Annotated in this window: 15 protein-coding genes and 3 pseudogenes; 9 read left to right on the top strand and 9 right to left on the bottom strand. The window is 68.1% G+C overall.

The features are described 5' to 3' along the window. Positions 1–11 precede the first annotated feature (11 nt). Positions 12–254 (bottom strand): hypothetical protein, encoded by a 243-nt coding sequence (locus ABZ833_RS37075; protein ID WP_361056558.1) that lies wholly within the window; start codon positions 252–254, stop codon positions 12–14. A gap of 443 nt (positions 255–697) precedes the next feature. Between ABZ833_RS37075 and ABZ833_RS37070 the strand changes: the two genes are divergently transcribed. After that, positions 698–952 carry an integrase core domain-containing protein gene (locus tag ABZ833_RS37070; protein WP_361056555.1) on the top strand — a complete coding sequence of 85 codons (255 nt, stop codon included), beginning with the start codon at positions 698–700 and terminating at the stop codon, positions 950–952. A gap of 460 nt (positions 953–1,412) precedes the next feature. Here the strand turns inward: ABZ833_RS37070 and pgm are convergent, their stop codons facing one another. Continuing rightward, a complete protein-coding gene (gene pgm, locus ABZ833_RS37065) occupies positions 1,413–3,053 on the bottom strand; it encodes a phosphoglucomutase (alpha-D-glucose-1,6-bisphosphate-dependent) (protein WP_361056552.1) in 1,641 nt (546 codons plus the stop codon). A 271-nt stretch (positions 3,054–3,324) separates the two neighbouring features. Then, complete coding sequence (locus tag ABZ833_RS37060) at positions 3,325–3,585, bottom strand: hypothetical protein (protein ID WP_361056549.1); 261 nt, start codon at positions 3,583–3,585, stop codon at positions 3,325–3,327. Between the two features lie 577 nt (positions 3,586–4,162). Here ABZ833_RS37060 and ABZ833_RS37055 point away from each other — a divergent pair. Beyond that, positions 4,163–4,633, top strand: coding sequence for a hypothetical protein (locus tag ABZ833_RS37055; RefSeq protein ID WP_361056546.1), 471 nt, complete (start codon positions 4,163–4,165; stop codon positions 4,631–4,633). Positions 4,634–4,848: 215 nt separating this feature from the next. On the opposite strand, the gene ABZ833_RS37050 is transcribed toward ABZ833_RS37055, so the two are convergent. From ABZ833_RS37050 to ABZ833_RS37040, 3 genes are all read right to left on the bottom strand, one after another. Beyond that, positions 4,849–5,625, bottom strand: a complete 777-nt coding sequence (locus ABZ833_RS37050; RefSeq protein ID WP_361056543.1) for an SDR family oxidoreductase — start codon at positions 5,623–5,625, stop codon at positions 4,849–4,851. Between the two features lie 159 nt (positions 5,626–5,784). Further along, complete coding sequence (locus ABZ833_RS37045) at positions 5,785–6,543, bottom strand: glucose 1-dehydrogenase (protein WP_361056540.1); 759 nt, start codon at positions 6,541–6,543, stop codon at positions 5,785–5,787. Between the two features lie 110 nt (positions 6,544–6,653). Beyond that, on the bottom strand, positions 6,654–6,920 hold the full coding sequence (locus ABZ833_RS37040; RefSeq protein WP_361056537.1) for an Atu4866 domain-containing protein: 267 nt from the start codon (positions 6,918–6,920) through the stop codon (positions 6,654–6,656). A 139-nt stretch (positions 6,921–7,059) separates the two neighbouring features. On the opposite strand from ABZ833_RS37040, the gene ABZ833_RS37035 reads away from it, so the two are divergent. Together ABZ833_RS37035 and ABZ833_RS37030 are read left to right on the top strand one after the other, a co-directional pair. Continuing rightward, positions 7,060–7,896, top strand: coding sequence for a helix-turn-helix transcriptional regulator (locus ABZ833_RS37035; RefSeq protein ID WP_361056534.1), 837 nt, complete (start codon positions 7,060–7,062; stop codon positions 7,894–7,896). 499 nt (positions 7,897–8,395) lie between these two features. Continuing rightward, positions 8,396–8,599: a recombinase family protein gene (locus tag ABZ833_RS37030; protein WP_361056531.1), complete on the top strand. Its 204-nt coding sequence runs from the start codon at positions 8,396–8,398 to the stop codon at positions 8,597–8,599. Between the two features lie 122 nt (positions 8,600–8,721). Here the strand turns inward: ABZ833_RS37030 and ABZ833_RS37025 are convergent, their stop codons facing one another. After that, complete coding sequence (locus ABZ833_RS37025) at positions 8,722–9,936, bottom strand: amidohydrolase family protein (protein WP_361056528.1); 1,215 nt, start codon at positions 9,934–9,936, stop codon at positions 8,722–8,724. A 102-nt stretch (positions 9,937–10,038) separates the two neighbouring features. Between ABZ833_RS37025 and ABZ833_RS37020 the strand changes: the two genes are divergently transcribed. Beyond that, the gene (locus ABZ833_RS37020) at positions 10,039–10,503 is read left to right on the top strand and encodes a MarR family winged helix-turn-helix transcriptional regulator (RefSeq protein ID WP_361056525.1); all 465 of its coding nucleotides are present in this window, start codon (positions 10,039–10,041) and stop codon (positions 10,501–10,503) included. Between the two features lie 716 nt (positions 10,504–11,219). On the opposite strand, the gene ABZ833_RS37015 is transcribed toward ABZ833_RS37020, so the two are convergent. Next, positions 11,220–11,960: a class I SAM-dependent methyltransferase gene (locus ABZ833_RS37015; RefSeq protein WP_361056522.1), complete on the bottom strand. Its 741-nt coding sequence runs from the start codon at positions 11,958–11,960 to the stop codon at positions 11,220–11,222. Positions 11,961–12,669: 709 nt separating this feature from the next. On the opposite strand from ABZ833_RS37015, the pseudogene ABZ833_RS37010 reads away from it, so the two are divergent. From ABZ833_RS37010 to ABZ833_RS37000, 3 genes and pseudogenes are all read left to right on the top strand, one after another. After that, positions 12,670–12,958: pseudogene (locus tag ABZ833_RS37010) on the top strand (TetR family transcriptional regulator); the annotation flags it as partial. A 52-nt stretch (positions 12,959–13,010) separates the two neighbouring features. Next, a complete protein-coding gene (locus ABZ833_RS37005) occupies positions 13,011–13,268 on the top strand; it encodes a hypothetical protein (protein ID WP_361056738.1) in 258 nt (85 codons plus the stop codon). A 285-nt stretch (positions 13,269–13,553) separates the two neighbouring features. Then, positions 13,554–14,419: pseudogene (locus ABZ833_RS37000) on the top strand (LLM class flavin-dependent oxidoreductase). A 233-nt stretch (positions 14,420–14,652) separates the two neighbouring features. On the opposite strand, the gene ABZ833_RS36995 reads toward ABZ833_RS37000, so the two are convergent. Next, complete coding sequence (locus ABZ833_RS36995) at positions 14,653–16,269, bottom strand: low temperature requirement protein A (protein ID WP_361056519.1); 1,617 nt, start codon at positions 16,267–16,269, stop codon at positions 14,653–14,655. A 727-nt stretch (positions 16,270–16,996) separates the two neighbouring features. Here ABZ833_RS36995 and ABZ833_RS36990 point away from each other — a divergent pair. After that, positions 16,997–17,408 (top strand): annotated as a pseudogene (locus ABZ833_RS36990) (ABC transporter ATP-binding protein); the annotation flags it as partial. Positions 17,409–17,539: the final 131 nt, after the last annotated feature.

The raw sequence follows: 17,539 nt of genomic DNA, 5'->3' as shown, positions 1-17,539 counted from the left end.
GACGGCAATGATCAATGCCCATGCTCCTTCGACTGGCCTGCATCGCCGTCACTCACGCCTTCACCGCCCTGCGGCTGATCCCGATGAACGACCACGACAAGGACGTCGAGATCCTCGCGCTGCGTCACCAGCTCGCCGTCCTGCAACGTCGGCTCGGCAATCAGCGCCCCGGATTGCAGGCGGGCCGACCGCGCCTTCCTGGCCGCTCTCCTCGCCCCGCTGCCACGAACCGCCCTGCGCCGGCTACGGCTCATCGTCTCCCCGGACACTGTCCTGCGCTGGCAGCGCGACTTCATGAATAACCGTCACACCCGCCTCAGCCGCAACCCGCGTCCAGGCCGCCCCGCACAATCGCCTCCGTCCGCAGCCTCACACTCCCCCTCGCCTCGGAAAACCCAGCCTGGGGATACCGGCGCATCCACGGCGAACTCCCGCTCCTCGGCATCAAGCTGGCGCCCTCCACCATCTGGGAAATCCTCAAGGCCGAAGGCATCGCCCCTGCAACCCAACGCTCGAACGTCACCTGGGCCACCACCTTCCTGCAGTCCCAGGCCGAGGCGATCCTCGCGATGGACTTCATCGAGACCGTCACCCTCACCGGGCAGCGTCAATACCCGCCGTCATCGACGAGATCCTCTCTCAGGCCGGGATCCGTACCGTGCTCACCGCCCTCCGCACGCCACGCATGAACTCAATCATGGAATGCTGGGTTCGCAGCCTGCGCCGTGAACTCCTCGACCGCGCCCTGCTCTGGAACGAAGCCCACCTGCGGCGAGCGCTCCACGAGTATGAGCAGCACTACAACCATCACCGCACCCACCGCACACTTCAGGCTGCCGCACCTCTCCACGCCGTCCCCGAACCGCTCGAACCAGTACAGATCGAGCGCCTAGACATACGCCGACGCGACCGTCTCGGCGGCGTGCTCCACGAGTACCACCATGCTTCCTGACCTGCAGGGGCGTAATTATCGGCACGCACAGGCCTCGGACGGGTTGTGGAAGCTGTTCCAGCGCGGTACCAGCCGCTCCGGTACGGGCCCTCAGGGTGGAGGTCGACGCAGGTAAGGAGACCGATAGGTGCTTGCGGCCACGACGGTCTGTACCTGGCACCAACGTCGAGTGGTAGGGCGAACTGACGCTGATACAGACCCGGCTGGGCCAGACGCTCAACCCTCGTCGGCAGTCCCCTCGTGCGCAGCCGACCCACCGTCTGCGCCGAAGTCGCGCGGGGCGCCTGGGCCGCCAAAGCCGACAGCAACCCTCCTCAGGCGTCGGGGAGTCCAGCGTCCACGGCCAACCGGCGGCCGCGGCCTGGCGTCAGGCGGCGACAAAGGTGAACACCCCCGTCAGCGCTCCGCGCCGATCGCGGCCGCCGCGGCGACGAGCGCCGTCATCACTGCCTCATCCACGTCAGGCGCCCAGGGCCGCCAGCACCACGGACCTGGCCTCCTCCTGGACCAGGCGCAGATGATCCTGCCCGAGGAAGGACTCCCCGTAGATCTTGTAGACGTCCTCGGTGCCCGAAGGCCGGGCCGCGAACCAGGCGTTGGCGGTAGCGACCTTGATGCCGCCGAGGGCGGCACCGTTGCCCGGTGCCTCGGTGAGGACCGTGGTGACCGGGTCTCCGGCGAGGGTGTCGGCGGCGACCTGGCGCGGGGACAACTTGGCGAGCAGCGCCTTTTCCTCGCGGGAGGCCGGGGCGTCGACGCGCGCGTAGGCCGGGGCGCCAAAGCGGTCGGTGAGCTGGGCGTAGTGCTGCGACGGGGTCTTGCCCGTAACCGCCGTGATCTCCGAGGCGAGCAGGGCCAGGATGATGCCGTCCTTGTCGGTCGTCCACACCGAGCCGTCCCGGCGCAGGAAGGACGCCCCCGCCGACTCCTCGCCGCCGAAGCCGAGCGTGCCGTCGGACAGGCCGTCCACGAACCACTTGAATCCGACGGGGACTTCGACCAGCGGGCGACCTACGTCCTCCGCGACCCGGTCGATCATGCTGGACGACACCAGGGTCTTGCCGATCCCGGCGCCCGCGGGCCACTGCTCCCGGTGCGAGAACAGGTACGAAATCGCCACGGCCAGATAGTGGTTGGGGTTCATCAGGCCCGCGTCCGGCGTGACGATGCCGTGCCGATCGGCGTCGGCGTCGTTGCCGGTGGCGATGTCGTAGCGGTCACGCTGTTCGATGAGCGAGGCCATGGCGTACGGCGAGGAGCAGTCCATGCGGATCTTGCCGTCCCAGTCGAGCGTCATGAAGCGCCAGGTGGGATCGGTCAGCGGGTTGACCACCGTCAGGTCGAGCGCGTGCTGTTCGGCGATGCGGCCCCAGTAGGCGACCGAGGCGCCGCCCAGCGGATCGGCGCCGATGCGCACGCCGGCGGCCCGGATCGCCTCGAGGTTCAGCACGTTCGGCAGGTCGGCGACGTAGGCGCCGAGGAAGTCGTAGCGGCCGGTGCCGGGGGCGGTCAGCGCACGGCTGTACGGGATGCGCCGTACGCCCTTCAGGCCGCCGGCGATGATCTCGTTGGCCCGGTCCTGGATCCAGGAGGTCGCCTCGGAACCGGCCGGGCCGCCGCTCGGCGGGTTGTACTTGAAGCCGCCGTCGGCGGGCGGGTTGTGCGAGGGGGTGACCACCACACCGTCGGCGAGACCGGAGGTGCGGTTCCGGTTGTGGGTGAGGATGGCGAGCGACACCGCCGGGGTGGGCGTGTAGCCGTCGGCCTCGTCGATGAGAACGCTCACGTCGTTGGCCGCGAACACCTCCAGCGCCGTGATCCGGGCGGGCTCGGACAGGGCGTGGGTGTCGGCACCGAGGCAGAGGGGGCCGTCGGTGCCCTGCGCGGCGCGGTACTCGCAGATGGCTTGGCTGGTGGCGGCGATGTGATCCTCGTTGAAGGCCGCCGCAAGGGACGAACCGCGGTGTCCCGAGGTGCCGAACGCCACCCGTTGCACCGGTTCGTCCGGGTCGGGGTGCAGTGCGTAGTACGCCGTGACCAGGCGGGCCACATCGATGAGGTCCTCGGGCCCGGCGACCTGCCCCGCTCGCTCGTCCTGCATCTCCCCGCTCCTCCACAAGGTCGACCGTTGTGTACGCCCCTCATTCTCCCCTGCCCGGCCCGCCGGGACGCGCACCGGGCCGCCGTTGTGGCCTGTGGCGGCGGGTACGACGATGCGGGCCGACGAGCGCAGGAGGGACCGCCGTGATGCACGACCAACCACCAAGAGCCTTTCGCCGCCGTGCCGTTCCACCCGCCGGGCGCCGACTACGAGAAGGCATTCGCACCTGTCCGCGCTGAAGAGGCTCCAGCCCCGCCCTTCCCGCCGACCCTTAGGGCAACTCCCGCTCGCCCCAAAAGGGGAGGACGAAAAGGCGCGGGGACACCCTGCGGAGGGCAGCCATTGTGTCCCCGCGCCAGGCGTCAACCGGGCCATCGTTGGCGAGGGCCGTACGCAGAGCGCACAGGCTGCCCAGGTCCGCGTCCCGCACGAACCATTCCATCAGGACGCCCGCCCGCCAGTAACTCACCTCACGGACCGCGTCCACGATCTCCGCGATCACCGCACTCTGTTCAGCCGACGAAGCCTTCATCAGGACACCTTCCTGACGAGCACCAGATCCCGGAGGGATCCCAACCCCACCCTCCTCCCCCTGACGGCCCGATTGCCGGAATCAGCTATCCCCGTTCCCCTGCCGACGTGCAGGGATCACCAGTAGATATTCACATCGCCACCCACATCAACAACCATCGAAGTGCATCACTTTGGCCGCATCCGTGGCATGTGTCCGAGCCCGAGCGCGACGGTTGGCGGACCGATATGCACCGGCCCCAGCACCTCCTCCGCCGCTCCACAGGGTTCAAAGACGGTGCACTTCAGTTGGCCATCGTCGCGCTCAGGACCAGTTGAGGGCCAGGAGTTCAGTTATCTCAGCTCGGTTGCGGACAGGACGTACGTGTACCGCCTCGGCAGCACGGGTGGAGAACACGCGCTGACAGCTGCGCCACTGTGACGTTCAGCGGTAGCTGGCCACATCACTTCACAGGGCGGCCGGTTGCAGTGCTGCGCGGCGCGGCACCTGGCCACTCTGCTCAGCGATAGTTGGCCGCTCAGGCTTTGGGACGGCAGATCCTCTGGTGCATCGTCCGCGCGTCCACCACCCTGAGCGCATGGATTGGAGCTCAGTGTTGTCGACTGCTGTCGGCGCCGCGATCGGCATCACGGCCACCGTCATCGCGGATCGCAACCGCTGGCACCGAGAACGATCCAGTCGGGCGCTGGAGGTCCGGAGGGAGACCTACACCTCGTTCATGACAGCCATGAACGAAGCTGGCGAGGCCATCCGCTCCGTGAGCCTGGGCGACCAGCCGAGTTCGGCGGCGCGAGACTCAGTGACTCGCGAGGCATTCAGGTCCTCGGGCGTTCACGCCGCGCTGGAGCGTTTGCGGCTGGAGGCGCCGCCCAATGTCGAAACAGCCGCCGCCGAGGCTTTTCGGTCCATGCGTCGCCTGCGCGATCACTATGCAGCCGGTAAGGAACCCACCGATGCCGAGGCACACGCCGTTCGCATGAAGCTCGAGGAGGACTTCAAAGTCCTGCGCGGCTTGATGCGCACAAACCTTGCGGCGGAGAACGACTGATCACATGACGGTTGTGACGGTGCGCGGTATCTGGCACAGACCCCTGGCGACCTGGGGCCGAGCGTCGAGTTGGGCGCGATGGTTGTCACCGCCTGGGTGCCGAAGTCGTCACCAGAGCACACAGCAGCGCGCGACGACCAGGCCAGGCGCACCTCAGTGCCCGTACAAGATCTTCGCGAGTGTGGGCCGGGATCGCGAACTCGCCTGATGCGGCCCTATACCGCGGTGAAGCCGCCGTCAGCGGCGACCACGGCTCCTGTGATGAAGCTGGAGCGTGGTGAAGCCAGGAAGCACAGGACCTCGGCGATCTCTTCGGGCTGCGCGACTCGGCCCAGGGGCTGCGCCTCGGCGAAGGACGCCAGGTATGAGCGGCTGTCGGGGCGGATCGTGTCGAGGAAATCGGTCTCGATGACGCCTGCGGCAACGAGATTGGCGCGGATGCCCAGTGGCCCGCCCTCGACGGCGAACACCTTGGTCAGTTGGGCCAGAGCGCCCTTCGACGCACTGTAGGCGACGCCTTCGGGCAGGGCGACGGTGCTGGCATAGGACCCGGTACTGACGATGGCACCGCCGCCACGGCTCTTCATGACCCGGAATGCTTCGCGGGCGCAGAAGAACGCGCCGCGGGCGTTGACCGCCATCACAGCGTCCCAGTCCTCGGCGGTGGTTTCGGTAATGGGCTTGTTCAAGGTACGTCCGGCGTTGTTCACCAGGATGTCCAGTCCTCCGAAGGTACCCAAGGCCGATTGCACCGCGCGGGCGGCGGTCTCTTCCCGCGTGATGTCGCCGCGCATCGCGAGTACGCCGGGAAACTCGTCCGGCAGAGTCGTGATGTCAGGACGTAGGTCGACGGCGACGACGCGGGCGCCGCGGGCGTGGAGAAGCGCCACGGTCTCCTTGCCCACGCCGCGCGCGGCCCCGGTGACTAGGGCGGTCTTCCCGGCGAACTCGGTGGATTGGGATGCTTCGGCGGACGCGGTTGCAGGTGTCACGGTGTGGTCCCTGGAGAAGGTGAGTGTGAGGGCAGGCACCGGTGCGGGCTGCCTGAAGCTGTGCAGTGGGTGAACGGGGCAGGTGGGCCAAGCCGTTGACGCGCTCACGGGGTGCGGCGTTCGAGGCAGGCCGTCGTGGTCGTCGCGCGGCTGGGCTGTTCAGTGCGCGGTGAGGCCGCCGTCGACCACCAACTCCGAGCCGGTGACGAACGAGGAGTCGTCGCAGGCGAGGAAGAGGATCGCGGGTGCGACCTCGTCGGCGTGGCCGGCCCGGCGCATGGGGGTGCGTTGGACGTCCGGCTGCTGGTCTCCCTGGTCGTCCAGGAGGTCCTGGATCATCGGTGTGGCAATCACCCCGGGATGCACCGAGTTGACCCGTACTCCTTGCCGGGCGTACTCGACCGCGGCGGTCTTGCTCAGCAGGCGTACGGCCCCCTTGGATGCTTGGTAAGCCGCGGCCGCACCGCTTCCCACCAGGCCGAGTACGGACGAGGTATTGATCACCGACGCATTGCCGCTCGCACGCAGGAGCGGCATCGCCGCCTTCATGCCGAGCCAGGTGCCTTTCTGGTTCACGTCGATGACGCGGTCCCACACCTCTTCCCGCGTGTCTTCGATACCTGGCCAGTCCAGGATGCCGGCGAGGTTCACGAGCACGTCCAGCGTGGCAAACCGGTCGCGCACAAGCGTGATCACGTCGTCCCACTCCCGCGCGGAGGAGACATCGAGGCGGGCGGCGACGACCTCCGCGCCGCCTGCCTCCAGCCGCTCGGTCAGACCTCGCAGCGGGCCTTCGGCGACATCGGTGATCACCAGCCGTGCGCCTTCGCGGGCGAAGAGTTCGGCGGTCGCTGTGCCGAGGCCGCCGGTCGCGCCCGTGATCAGCGCGACCTTGCCGTCAAGTCGTGGTCCTGTCATGGATATGGTCCTTGCTTCTCGTTGATACCGGCTGACTGCTGTGGGGGACTCATGGGTCCGCCGACGGCGGATTCGCCTTCCGGTGACCAGGCGCCGCGGCCCGGCCTCCTCTACGACGGCTTCCGCTCCCGATGGAGCACGACGTGCTCGTGATGGAGCACTCCGTCCCGGATGTCGCCCGTGGCGGTGAACCCGGTGTCGTCGACGTAGTCCAGGTGGCTGCCGGTCACCGTGTACCGGCCGGTGTACGCGCAGCGCCGCTCGCCGCGGGCTTCCAGGCAGCGGCCATCCGGCAGCAGCTCCCGCCGGATGTGACCATCCGCGGTCACGCACATCCCGACCACGTCGACGCGGTCGCCCTCAACGGCCCCGGCCATGGCGGACTCCTCTCCTCAGACGGTGCGGTCCTCCCCGCTCCACCGAGTCTGGGCAGGTCAGCGGCCACCAACCAGGACGCTTGCTGCCTGGACGTGCCACACCCAGGCAGCGCCCCGGGCCACGGCCTAGCCTGAACACATGGACGGCAACCACCTGGGAGACTTCCTGCGAGCACGCCGCGCCGGCCTGCAGCCGCAGGACGTCGGCATGACGAGCTACGGAGCCCGCAGAGTCGCCGGACTGCGCCGCGAAGAGGTCGCCGTCCTGGCCGGAGTGAACGCCGACTACTACACCCGCCTCGAACAAGGCCGCGAACACAACCCCTCAGCCCAGGTGGTCGACGCGCTCAGCCGCGCGCTGCACCTCGACAATGGCGCCCGCGCGCACCTGTACCGGCTGTCCGGGGCCACACCGAACGACCGGCCCTCCGCCCACGCCGCCGAGCGGGTCAGCCCGGCGCTGCGACAGCTGATGTCCGGCTACCCCAACACTCCAGCGTTCGTCATGAGCCGGACCCTGGAACTCCTCTCCATCAACGCCCTGGCCGATGCCCTCTACGCCCCGTTCGAACCGGCGGACAACCTGGCCCGCATGACCTTCCTGGACCCTGCGGGCCGCAACTTCTACACGGACTGGGACCGGGCGGCACAGGCCACCGTCGCCAACCTTCGCGAGGCAACCGGATTCGACCCGGACAACCCACGGCTGCGCGAACTCGTCCGCACCCTCACTGAGCACAGCGCGGACTTCACCCGCCTCTGGAGCTCCCACACCGTGCGCGGCAAGACCCAGGACGCCAAACACTTCCTCCACCCGGACGTCGGCCCCCTCACCCTCACCTACCAGGCATTCGACGTACGCGACGCCCCCGGCCAGCAGCTCGTCATCTACCACGCCGAACCAGGCAGCCCCAGCGCCCAGTCCCTCAATCTGCTCGGTTCCATCCACGCCACACAGCGCCAGCCCCACCGCTGACCAGGCGACGGAACGTGGAGACCGGCGGCGATGGGTCGGCCTCGCCTCCGTGTGTCTCGCAGGTGGTCACACATGAAGCACCCGCCCGCGCGGCACTCCACCTGCGACGATCATGTTTCATAGGTTGTTGCAAACGCCTTGAGACGCATGAAACAGCCTCAGGAAACAGTTCGAGGCGTGCTCACCGACTTCAAGCACGTGGAATCGCACCACTGCCCGATGTCCACCTGCGCCGCCCCGTCGGGTCCGCCCTGCCGGACGGGCACGTCCGCCTTGGCCACGTCCGCGCCTCAACCGCAGGCCACTGGACGCACAACTGGACTCGCTCGCCGATGCCGGGGTCACCCGGGTCTTCTCGGAGAAGATCTCCACCCGCGCCACCACGCGCCCCGAGCTGGACGCAGCCGTGAAGCTCGCCGGGGAGATCCGCCCCTCCGGCGTCGCCGTCACGCTCGTCGTACACAAGCACAAGTGGCTCGGCCGCGGCATCTAACTGGCCATGCTCGCCGAGGAGCTGAGGGCGAGCGACATCGGCCTGGAGTTCCTCACCGGAGAGCTCAGGGGCTCGCACGACCCGTCCGGAGTCGTCTTCACCGCGCTCGCCGCGATGTCCGGCATGGAGCGCGAGTACATCCGCGCCCGCACCCTCGAAGGCCACGCGTCCGCCCGCAGATGCGGCAAGACCACGGCAGCGAACGCGTAATGAGCCGCGAAAGCTACTAGCGAGTTCTTTGTTCCCTGGGGTCCGGGCTAGGACACCAGGGCCGTACCCCGGCGAGCAAGAACCGGACAATTGAGCCCTTCCATCAGGGACAAGTACTGATGTCATGCCGCCAGGCGGGTGCCGCGGCGCCAGATGGCGCGGGTGTTGAGGGTGTCGCTGATGTTGCTGGTCGGGTCGCCGTCGACCAGCAGGAGGTCGGCGCGGAGCCCTTCGGCGATGCGGCCCCGGTCGCCGAGGCGGAAGCGGCGGGCTGTGGTCGCGGTGGCCGCGCGCAGGGCCCGTTCGGGTGTGAGGCCGGCAGCCACGAGGTATTGCAGTTCGTGGTGCAGGCTCGCTCCGTGTGCCAGGCCCCCGAAGAACGTCTCGGGCATGGAGACGTCGGTGCCGGCCAGCACGTCGACGCCGGCGGCGTCCAGGGCGCGCACGGTGTCGTACACGTCGTCGAGCTTGCCCTGCGGGTAGCGGTTGTAGCTGGAGCGCAGGGTCTGGTCCCACTTGCTGTCGAGGCGTGCGGCGACCCGGGGGTCGTCGGCGAGTTCGCTGCCGGTGATCCCCATCATCGAGGCATTGAGAGTGATGCAGGGAGTGACGAACATGCCCGCATCCTTCATGAGGGCAATGATCTCGGCGGTGTGCGGCTGGTCCATGAACACGTGGGTGAGGCCGTCGATGCCGGCTTCGGCGGCCATCCTGGTGGCCTCCAGGGTCAGCGCGTGGGCCACGGTGAGGGCGCCGTACTTCTTGGCTGCGGCCACCCCTGCGTTCACGGTGGCCTGATCGAGCGCGGGCAGCCCGGGGTGCCCCTCCACGCTGCCGTCGTCGATCATGAACTTGATGAAGTCGGAACCGCGGCCGAGCAGTTGGGGCACGAAGGCGGCCGCTTCCTCGGGCGTGGTGGAGAACGGCATGAGGGGCATCACCGGGGGCAGATCCCACTTCGGCCGGAACCCTTCGGGCATCAGCTCGCTCGGGTGACCGCCCGGCGGGGTGATGGCGAAGCCGGACGAGCGCACGTCAGCCTGCGTGTCGTCGTCGGTGATGAGCCCTCGGTTCTCCCGGGTGTTCATCCCCTGCATCTCCAGTTCGGTCGTCACCCCGAACCGCAGGGCGAGCGCCAGGGAACCGGGGGCGGAGTGGACGTGGGCATCGATGAGTCCCGGCAGCAGGGTGGCGCCGCCGCCGTCCACGATCTCGATGCCCTGAGGAGCGTCGCCCCCGATGCGGGCGATCTTCCCGCCGTCGATGACGACGGTCTGCACGCCGACCGCCTTCTCTCCGTCGAAGATCTGCGCGTTGGTGATCGCGGTGAGCGCCATAGCGGTCCGCCTCGTTTCGTCGCTCGTCCAAATTTACATACCTGATGCTATGCACTTGTCTACTGGTATGCAAATGTGCGGGACGGGCCTAGAATCGGCCCCATGAGCAGCGCGCCCCTCTCCGAGCAGCCCTCCGACGACCAGGCGCTGGACCAGATCGGCCCGGCGCTGTCACGTCTGCGGCGACGTGCACCGGCATCAGGCAAGGACCTCTCCCGCAACCTCGTGCTCAATGTGATCGCCGACGCGCCGGGCGAGACGACCGTCGGAGGCCTCGCCGCCGAGATGGGCGTCGCCCAGCCGGTGGCCAGCCGGACCGTCGCCGCCTGCATCGAGGACGGGCTGCTGCGCCGGGCGGCGTCCCAGTCCGATGGACGCCGCACCGTGCTCGAACTCACCGAGCACGGCGAGGCCGAACGCAGCCGCTTCGCCGCCGAGCAGCGCACAGCGTTCCAGGAGATCACCACCGCCTGGTCACCGGAGGAACAGATCCAGTTCGCGCGCCTCTTGGCTCGATACGGAGCTGACGCCACCGCATGGTCCAGGAAACGAGCCGCCCGCGACTGAACGAGCGGTGCCCCGACACCGAATCACGGCCATGAGCTCAGGCACCGATCGCGCCGCCGGAAAATCTACCGATCCGACAGTCGCCCGTGAGCAGGGTGGGAACTTCGACAACCGAGCACGCCAGCCCTTTGACCTGCGACTTCAAGTGGGCGGCTGCCCGCTTAGCAAGACGTTGAGCGACGGGCGTGCCGGGCGTCCCACTTCCTCGGGGAAGCGGGTGCCCCTCCGCTGCCCGCCGTGATCTCCCCAGGCCACCCGGCAGCCGGAGGCAGTGGGCGCTGCCCACGCGGGCAGGCGGTGGGGATGGCAACTCGCTGCGCAGGCCGTCCGGGACCCGCTCACTTCACACTGCAGACTCCGCAGGACGCAGATGGACCGGGCCCTGAGCCAACTCGCCGCGGCGCCGCCCCCGCCACCCGCGGCGGCAGCCTACGTCCTTCACGGGACCCCGGAGGTGCGTTCGCCGTTCCACTCCCCCATCTCTGCCGCGGGTCCGACCCGCCAACCGCGAAGAGCGGAGTGCCGGTGGGCCCGAGTCTCAGCCAGTACCGCGCGACCAGAACTCGTAGCCGAGGGTGCCGACAGCGCCTGGGAGCGGATAGTCCGGATGGACGCCCGCGCCCTCACGGTAGCCATCGGTGCCGGCAGGCGAAACGCTCCAGGGAGCTTTGCCCTGTCCGGCGAGGGGACGCCTTCACGTCTCGGCGCGGCGGAACTTACGGTTTGTGACTTACCCAGAGCAGTTCCGCCGGCCAGCGGTGTGCCCAGTCGGGTGGGTCGGTTTTGTTATAGCCGTTGAGTGTTCCGAGTTCGGGCCGCGGCTCAATGAGGTCGTCGATGATGAGACCCGAGCCGCGCAGGACCTTGACCCAGTCGCCGTAGGTGAGCTGATAACTGGTCGCGCCGTCGTCTTCGGCGATGGTGTTCAGTCCGAAGTAGTCCTGCTGCAGCGTCGTGGTCACGCGGCTGGCGGCTTCGTCGTAGCAAGCTTCGAACCATGGGCTGGCGACGTTGAACACCAGGCGCCCGCCTCGGACCAAGACACGTGCGGCCTGCGGGACGGCCAGGTGCGGGGGCGCCCAGCTGAGCCCACCGAAGTCGCAGAACACCAGGTCGAAGCTGTCGGCGGCGAAGGGGAGTTGTTCGGCGGCGCCTTGCACCAGCGGGTAGCGGGCCGGTCCCATCGCGCGGGCGGCTGCGGCGAGTTGGGCTTCGGACAGGTCGAGCCCGACCACGGTGGCGCCCTCGGCGGCCAGCGCCCTGGACCACTGGCCTGCGCCGCAGCCGAGTTCGAGGACGCGCTTGCCGGTGACGTCGCCCAGGGCGTGCAGGTGCGCGTCGGGGACGGAGTACATGCCCCACAGCCGGGGTGTGGCGCCGATTTGCGGGTCGTGCTCGTGCTGGTAGGCGCTGCTGATCTGGTTCCAGAGCCGCCGGTTGGCGGGGATGCTGTCCACGTGGTGACTCCAGCACTGCCTGCCGGGGGCGGTCAACACGATTAGGGCACTGGCCGGCCCTCGCCTCGGTCCGGGCCTGACTCGGCCCACGATCCGCCGGACGAACCCCAGAGCGCGAGCCTGGCCACCGACACCTTGGCGGACACCGGTGGCGCCCACTCGGCACATCGAGGAGAGCGCGCACGATGCACGATGGTGGGTGCCAGGATCGGAGGACTCTGGCTGACGGGTCAGAGATGGGGAGGGCCAGCGGAGCGCTATACGGCCGACCAGATCAAGGTGATGGCGTTCGAGGAGAGCGTTCACAGCCGTCCAACCATGTATTTCCGGGTCCGAGACAGCCTGAGCTCCCTACCGAGGTGCTTCAAGCGGTGGTGTGGGACGCGTTGCACCACGGCGACGGCTCCCACGGACGGGTCGGTGTCGAGATCAGCTCTCACCTCAGCTTCACGGTAGAGGATGATCAGGTACACACTGCCGACCATCTCGGCAAACCTGTGCCTGGCTTCTACGATTCCTTGCTCGATCAGGCGCGGTGGGCCCCAGCCGCGGCAGCGGCCCTCAGCGTGCGGACCGTCATCGAGGTCTGACTCGAAGGCCGTGGATATCGGCAGGAGCTGGCCGGTTCGATGCCAGTTGGCCCCTGGGAAGAGCTCGCGGCATCGGCAACGAACGGAACTCGGACTACCTTCGAGGTGGATCCCGCTTACTCGTGGACGGCCTGGTGACGCTCACCCGACAGCGACTCACCGGCGAGGGCCGTCGGCGCTCGCTCGCCCGCCATGCTTGCGCCATCGAGAGCGTGCGCGACAAAGAGCTGCGCGAGATTCTCGTGTACCGCGAGAACGCCGGCCGCGAGGCCGTACGGCTGTACCTCGCCAACCGCGGCGTCACCGACGTCGGGAACCGCACCACTCACACTCGCTGAGCTGCATCGACGGACTGGTCTTCGACCGCTGGTGAACGGCGGCGAAGTGCGGCGCGAGGCACTCGAAGGCTGGTCGCTGCCGCGCTGCGTTGGGCCCCGGCCACGTGCGCTCCTTCGGCCACATGCTCACCCAGCTGCACGGCGACCGGCTCCCCGACTGGATCGAAGCGGCCAGCACCACCACCGAGCTGCCCAGCCTTCGCCACTTCGCTCAGCACCTTCTGCGCGACCTCGACGCCGCTACCGCCGGCCTCCTCACCCTGCCCTGGAACTCAGGGGTCGTGGAGGGCCATGTCAACAGGATCAAGATGCTCAAGCGGCAGATGTTCGGCCGCGCAGGCTTCGAACTCCTCCGCAAACGCGTCCTCCTCGCTCAGTGATCGCATTGTCGGTGCCTGATGTGAAGATCCCCGCGAATTGACGAAGGGTGTAGCTCGCTCTTGCTGAGGGAGATCGTGATTCACACCGTGAGTTGGTATCGGTGCTGTTCGGGGGTGGGGTGGAGGCGGAGCCGTCCTCCCCCGCTCATCCCCAGGCTCGATTCCGCGCTCGGCCCCCGGCTGCTCGTACTTCGGTGCCCCGCAGCCGGGAGCACCGATGGATTCCACTGTGTGACCGCGCACAAGCCATTGCCTGGGCAGGTGGTGGTAGCTCACGATGCCCGGATGCGCTTCTCGATCAATATCCCGAACTTCGGCGACTTCGCAGACCCCCGAAACGTGGCAACCGTAGCGGCGGCGGCCGAGGAGTCCGGGTGGGACGGGCTATTCGTCTGGAACCACGTCCATTACCGGGGTACTCGGGGCGCCCCTTCGGGGACGCGTGGATGCTGCTGACCGCGGCCGCACTCGCGACGTCACGGATCCGGGTGGGGACGCTGCTCACTCCGGTAGCTCGTTATCGGCCGCAGCAACTCGCGCGGCAGGTGGCCACCTTGGACAACCTCAGCGCAGGCAGGGTTGTCTTCGCCGCGGGGCTGGGCGGGCCGGTCGAGGACGAGTACGGCAGCTTCGGCGACTCCACCGATCGACATGTGCTCGCCGAGCGACTGGACGAAGGGCTGGAGTTGTTGGAGCGGTTCTGGACGGGCGAGGCCGTCGACCATCACGGCCGGCACTACCAGGCGCGGAACGTGAGCCTGCAGCCCGCCACCGTGCAGCGGCCCCGGCCGCCGGTGTGGATCGGGGGATTCTGGCCGAACCGTCCGCCCATGCGACGGGCCGCGCGGTGGGACGGCGCGGTGCCTCTGTTCAAGAACGCCCTGCATGGATACCCGCCGGACCGCCAGGACGTGCGGGAGTTGATCACCTATGTGGGCGGTCATCGAGAAGGCGACACTCCGCGCCCCTTCGACCTCGTGGTCGGCGGCGCCACTCCGGCGGACGCTGCCAAGGCCAAAGACGTGATCGGCCCGCTGCGCGACGCGGGTGCCACCTGGTGGGACGAAAGGCAACTCGATCCCGGCCCCGATGTGGACTGCCTGGCCCCGGTGCTGCGGCGCATCGAGGCGGGGCCACCGGTACTCGATTAGGCGCCCCACACCAAGGCGCAGGTGCCAGGCTGCCAGGGGTCGGTGGCAGAACTCAGGCACCTCCCCGCGGAAGAGCTACCGCGTAGCTCTGTGAGCTGCGGCAGGGAACTGCCGGGCACGGCCTCGGGGGACTTCGGCACAGTGGTTAACACTAAGTCGATGATCTTGAGTGCCTGGCACAAGCGGCCGCTCCGGTGGCAGGGTTCAGAACCGACCGAGGTCCCCGCCGACGCCTACTGCGTACCGAGCTCTTCAAGCATCTGCTGTTGGTGGCGATGGCCAATCGTCTCGTAGCCGATCACGGTGACAAATGGCGCGAGCATGACCACGAGCAGGCACACCGCGATGGCCACGCCGGCGGCGGCCAGGAGGACTGCCGTGACCAGTACGGCGATGGTGAGGGCGATCAGAAGGATGTGGAAGCGGTCGGCCGTGGACAGCAGCAGGGTGTGCAGGAGGTAGATCATCAGCATGTAGAGACCGACCGGGATGGCGAGGGCCAGGACGACGGCGGTGCCGGAGATCTTGGCGTGGTGTTCCATGTACAGGCCTGCCACGTGCAGCCCGGCGCCGGCTCCGGCGACGCCGATGAACAGGGGGATGTGGCCGTAGCCGAAGAGGTATCCGCGGCCGCGGCGGTGCACCAGGATGTCGCCGAACGGCGTCAGGAAATACATCCACCACATACCGAAGGTCAGGCCCACACCGGCGATGACGACGGCGATGGCGTTCCAGGTCCAGTGCGTGCCGTCCCCGCCGCCCAGGAGGTCGCCGGAAGAGGCGACTGTACCGACGACGCCCTCGCCGAGGACGATGATCGCAAATAGTCCGTACCGTTCGGCGACGTGGTGCGGGTGCCAGGGGGTGCCGCCCGCGGAGCCCTGCGTAAGCACCGGCAGGACGACTTCAAGGGCACCCAGGACGCCGAACGCGGCGAAGACGGCGCTGATCGGCATGTGCACGAAGGCCACGACGATCCAGCCGGCCTGGACGATCACCGTCCAGCGGATGTTGGCCATGCCGACGTCGTGGAACGACGGGGACTGCCGGGCGGCGCGCCACCACTGGAGCACCATCGCGATCCGCATCACGACATAGCCGATGACCATGGCGCGCAGTTCGAGGTGGCCGCCCTCCTCGACGGAGTGGAACATCGCGGGCAGGCCGAGCGAGAATACGACGACGCCGACCATCTGCAGCATCGTCACGGCCCGGTAGAGCCAGTCGTCGGTGGCGAAGGCAGAGGCGAACCAGCTGAAGCTGATCCAGGCGATACTGATCGCGAACATCGCCAATACGAACGCGATGACCGCCTGGCCGGCATGCCCCTCGGCGACCATCTCGGCGAACTGGAACGCCGCCGTGCCGACGGCGACCACGAAGGTCAGGTCAAACAACAGCTCCAGCGGCGAGGCGGTCCGGCCGTGCTCTTCCGGGTCACGGCCGGTCATGGGGACCAGCCGTCGCGACAGACCGAACTTGCCGGTCTTGCCGGTGGGTGGGGACTCATTCATGTACAGCAGTATTTCTGACGCTGCTCCTGCCCGCCCAGCCACACTGCCGACGCAGAGTCCTCCGGCGACAACGGCGAAACACCGCACCCGGCCGATACCCAGCAGCGCGGCCTGTATGCCGGCGGGCAGCAGATCCCACACCAAGTAGCGGACCTTCGCAACCGGATGGGTGGGCATGAACCGACGCAGCTCGATGGAGGTCTGCTGGTAAAGGTCGCCGGCTTTCTCCACGGGGCCGAACTGGACCCCGCAGAGCGCGCCGCGCTCGACCAGGGCGTGACTGTACGGCACGGCCAGGGCTACACGCTCCGCGTCAGCGCCGTGCCTTCGGTCCACCGCCGACTCCTCGCCCACTGCCGAACCCACGAAGGCGCCCCGGGACCTCGGCGATCCCGGCCCAGCGCAAGGCCCGCCGCGAGTACGAGAACGGCGTCAACCTGCATGCCCCCACTACAGGCCTCGGAAGGCAGTCACGTTCCGCTACATGATGGGTAACGGCGGCTTCACAAGGAGAGGGCCGAATCCAAACCACGGACCGCACAGGGCCCAACGTGGGGGTCCAGCCCCATGCACGCGTCACCCCCTCAACGCGTTCAGCGGCGAAAAGAACACGGCCAGCACCAGAGACCATGATCAACGGCTTGGCGTTGACCGATGTACCGATGTACCGATGTACCGATGTACCGATGTACCGATGTCCCGATGTACCGATGTCCCGATGTACCAACCGAAGCCGATGTCACGGTCAGCTCAAGCGTCGCATCTGAGCGAGCAACCGTGCTTGTTCGAGCTTCAGTGCCTCGAAAGAGCTCCGCAGGTAGGCGTCCAACTCCGCACGAGGGAAATTACCAGCGCTCGACACATGATCGTCGATCTGGACTGATTCGAACCCGCCTTCCTGCCAGCGGGCCACGATGGGCTCATAGCAGGCCACATGCGCACACAACTCCTTGAGAGGCTCGGGGATGGTGTCCTCGCGCAGCTCGACCTGAAGGCCAGGGCGGGTTCATCGCCTGGTCACGCTGACGTCCCTGGGGGTGAATCAGTGAGGCCGCACGCAGGGTTCATGGCCGCTCTCATTCGCATGGTGGCCGCGAGTGGAGTTCTGTCCGCGCTGCACTGGGCGATGTTGCCCTAGCTCCTCCTTGCGGTGCTGCCTGCTGGAGTCGGCGCGGTACTCACCGCTCGCGTCGACTACGAGATGCATTACGCGAACGTCTCGGACCACAACGTGCGCCACATGATGCGCTGGTGGGCCACCACGCCCAAGCACGGCGATGCGGTCCGCGCAAACGGCATGACCGGCTATCTGCCGCTTTGGTACCGCTCCCTGTCCGAACGCATCGACCGCCGTCTGTTCCTGCTCTTGACCTGGGCCACCCTGGCCTGGCTGGCCACCACCGGCCGGATCGAACCCGCCGTGCGCAACCGCCGTCATCGCCGTGCAGACCAAACTGGCTGCGCTCTCCCAGGTCGCCGGCCGCCCCGGACCGCGGTCCAGGACTGCGAGGACCTTCACAGCGCCAGTCTTCTCGCCTGTCCCAGGCCCCGGGCGGGAACGCTTGATCACATCAATCGCGGGTCAGGGCGTAAGGAAATCCGTGGA

The sequence above is a fragment of the Streptomyces sp. NPDC047525 genome (assembly GCF_040643025.1).
In the GTDB taxonomy this organism is placed as follows: domain Bacteria; phylum Actinomycetota; class Actinomycetes; order Streptomycetales; family Streptomycetaceae; genus Streptomyces; species Streptomyces durmitorensis.
The sequence above is the reverse complement of the archived record's forward strand: the minus strand, read 5'-3'. Positions and strand labels throughout refer to the sequence as shown.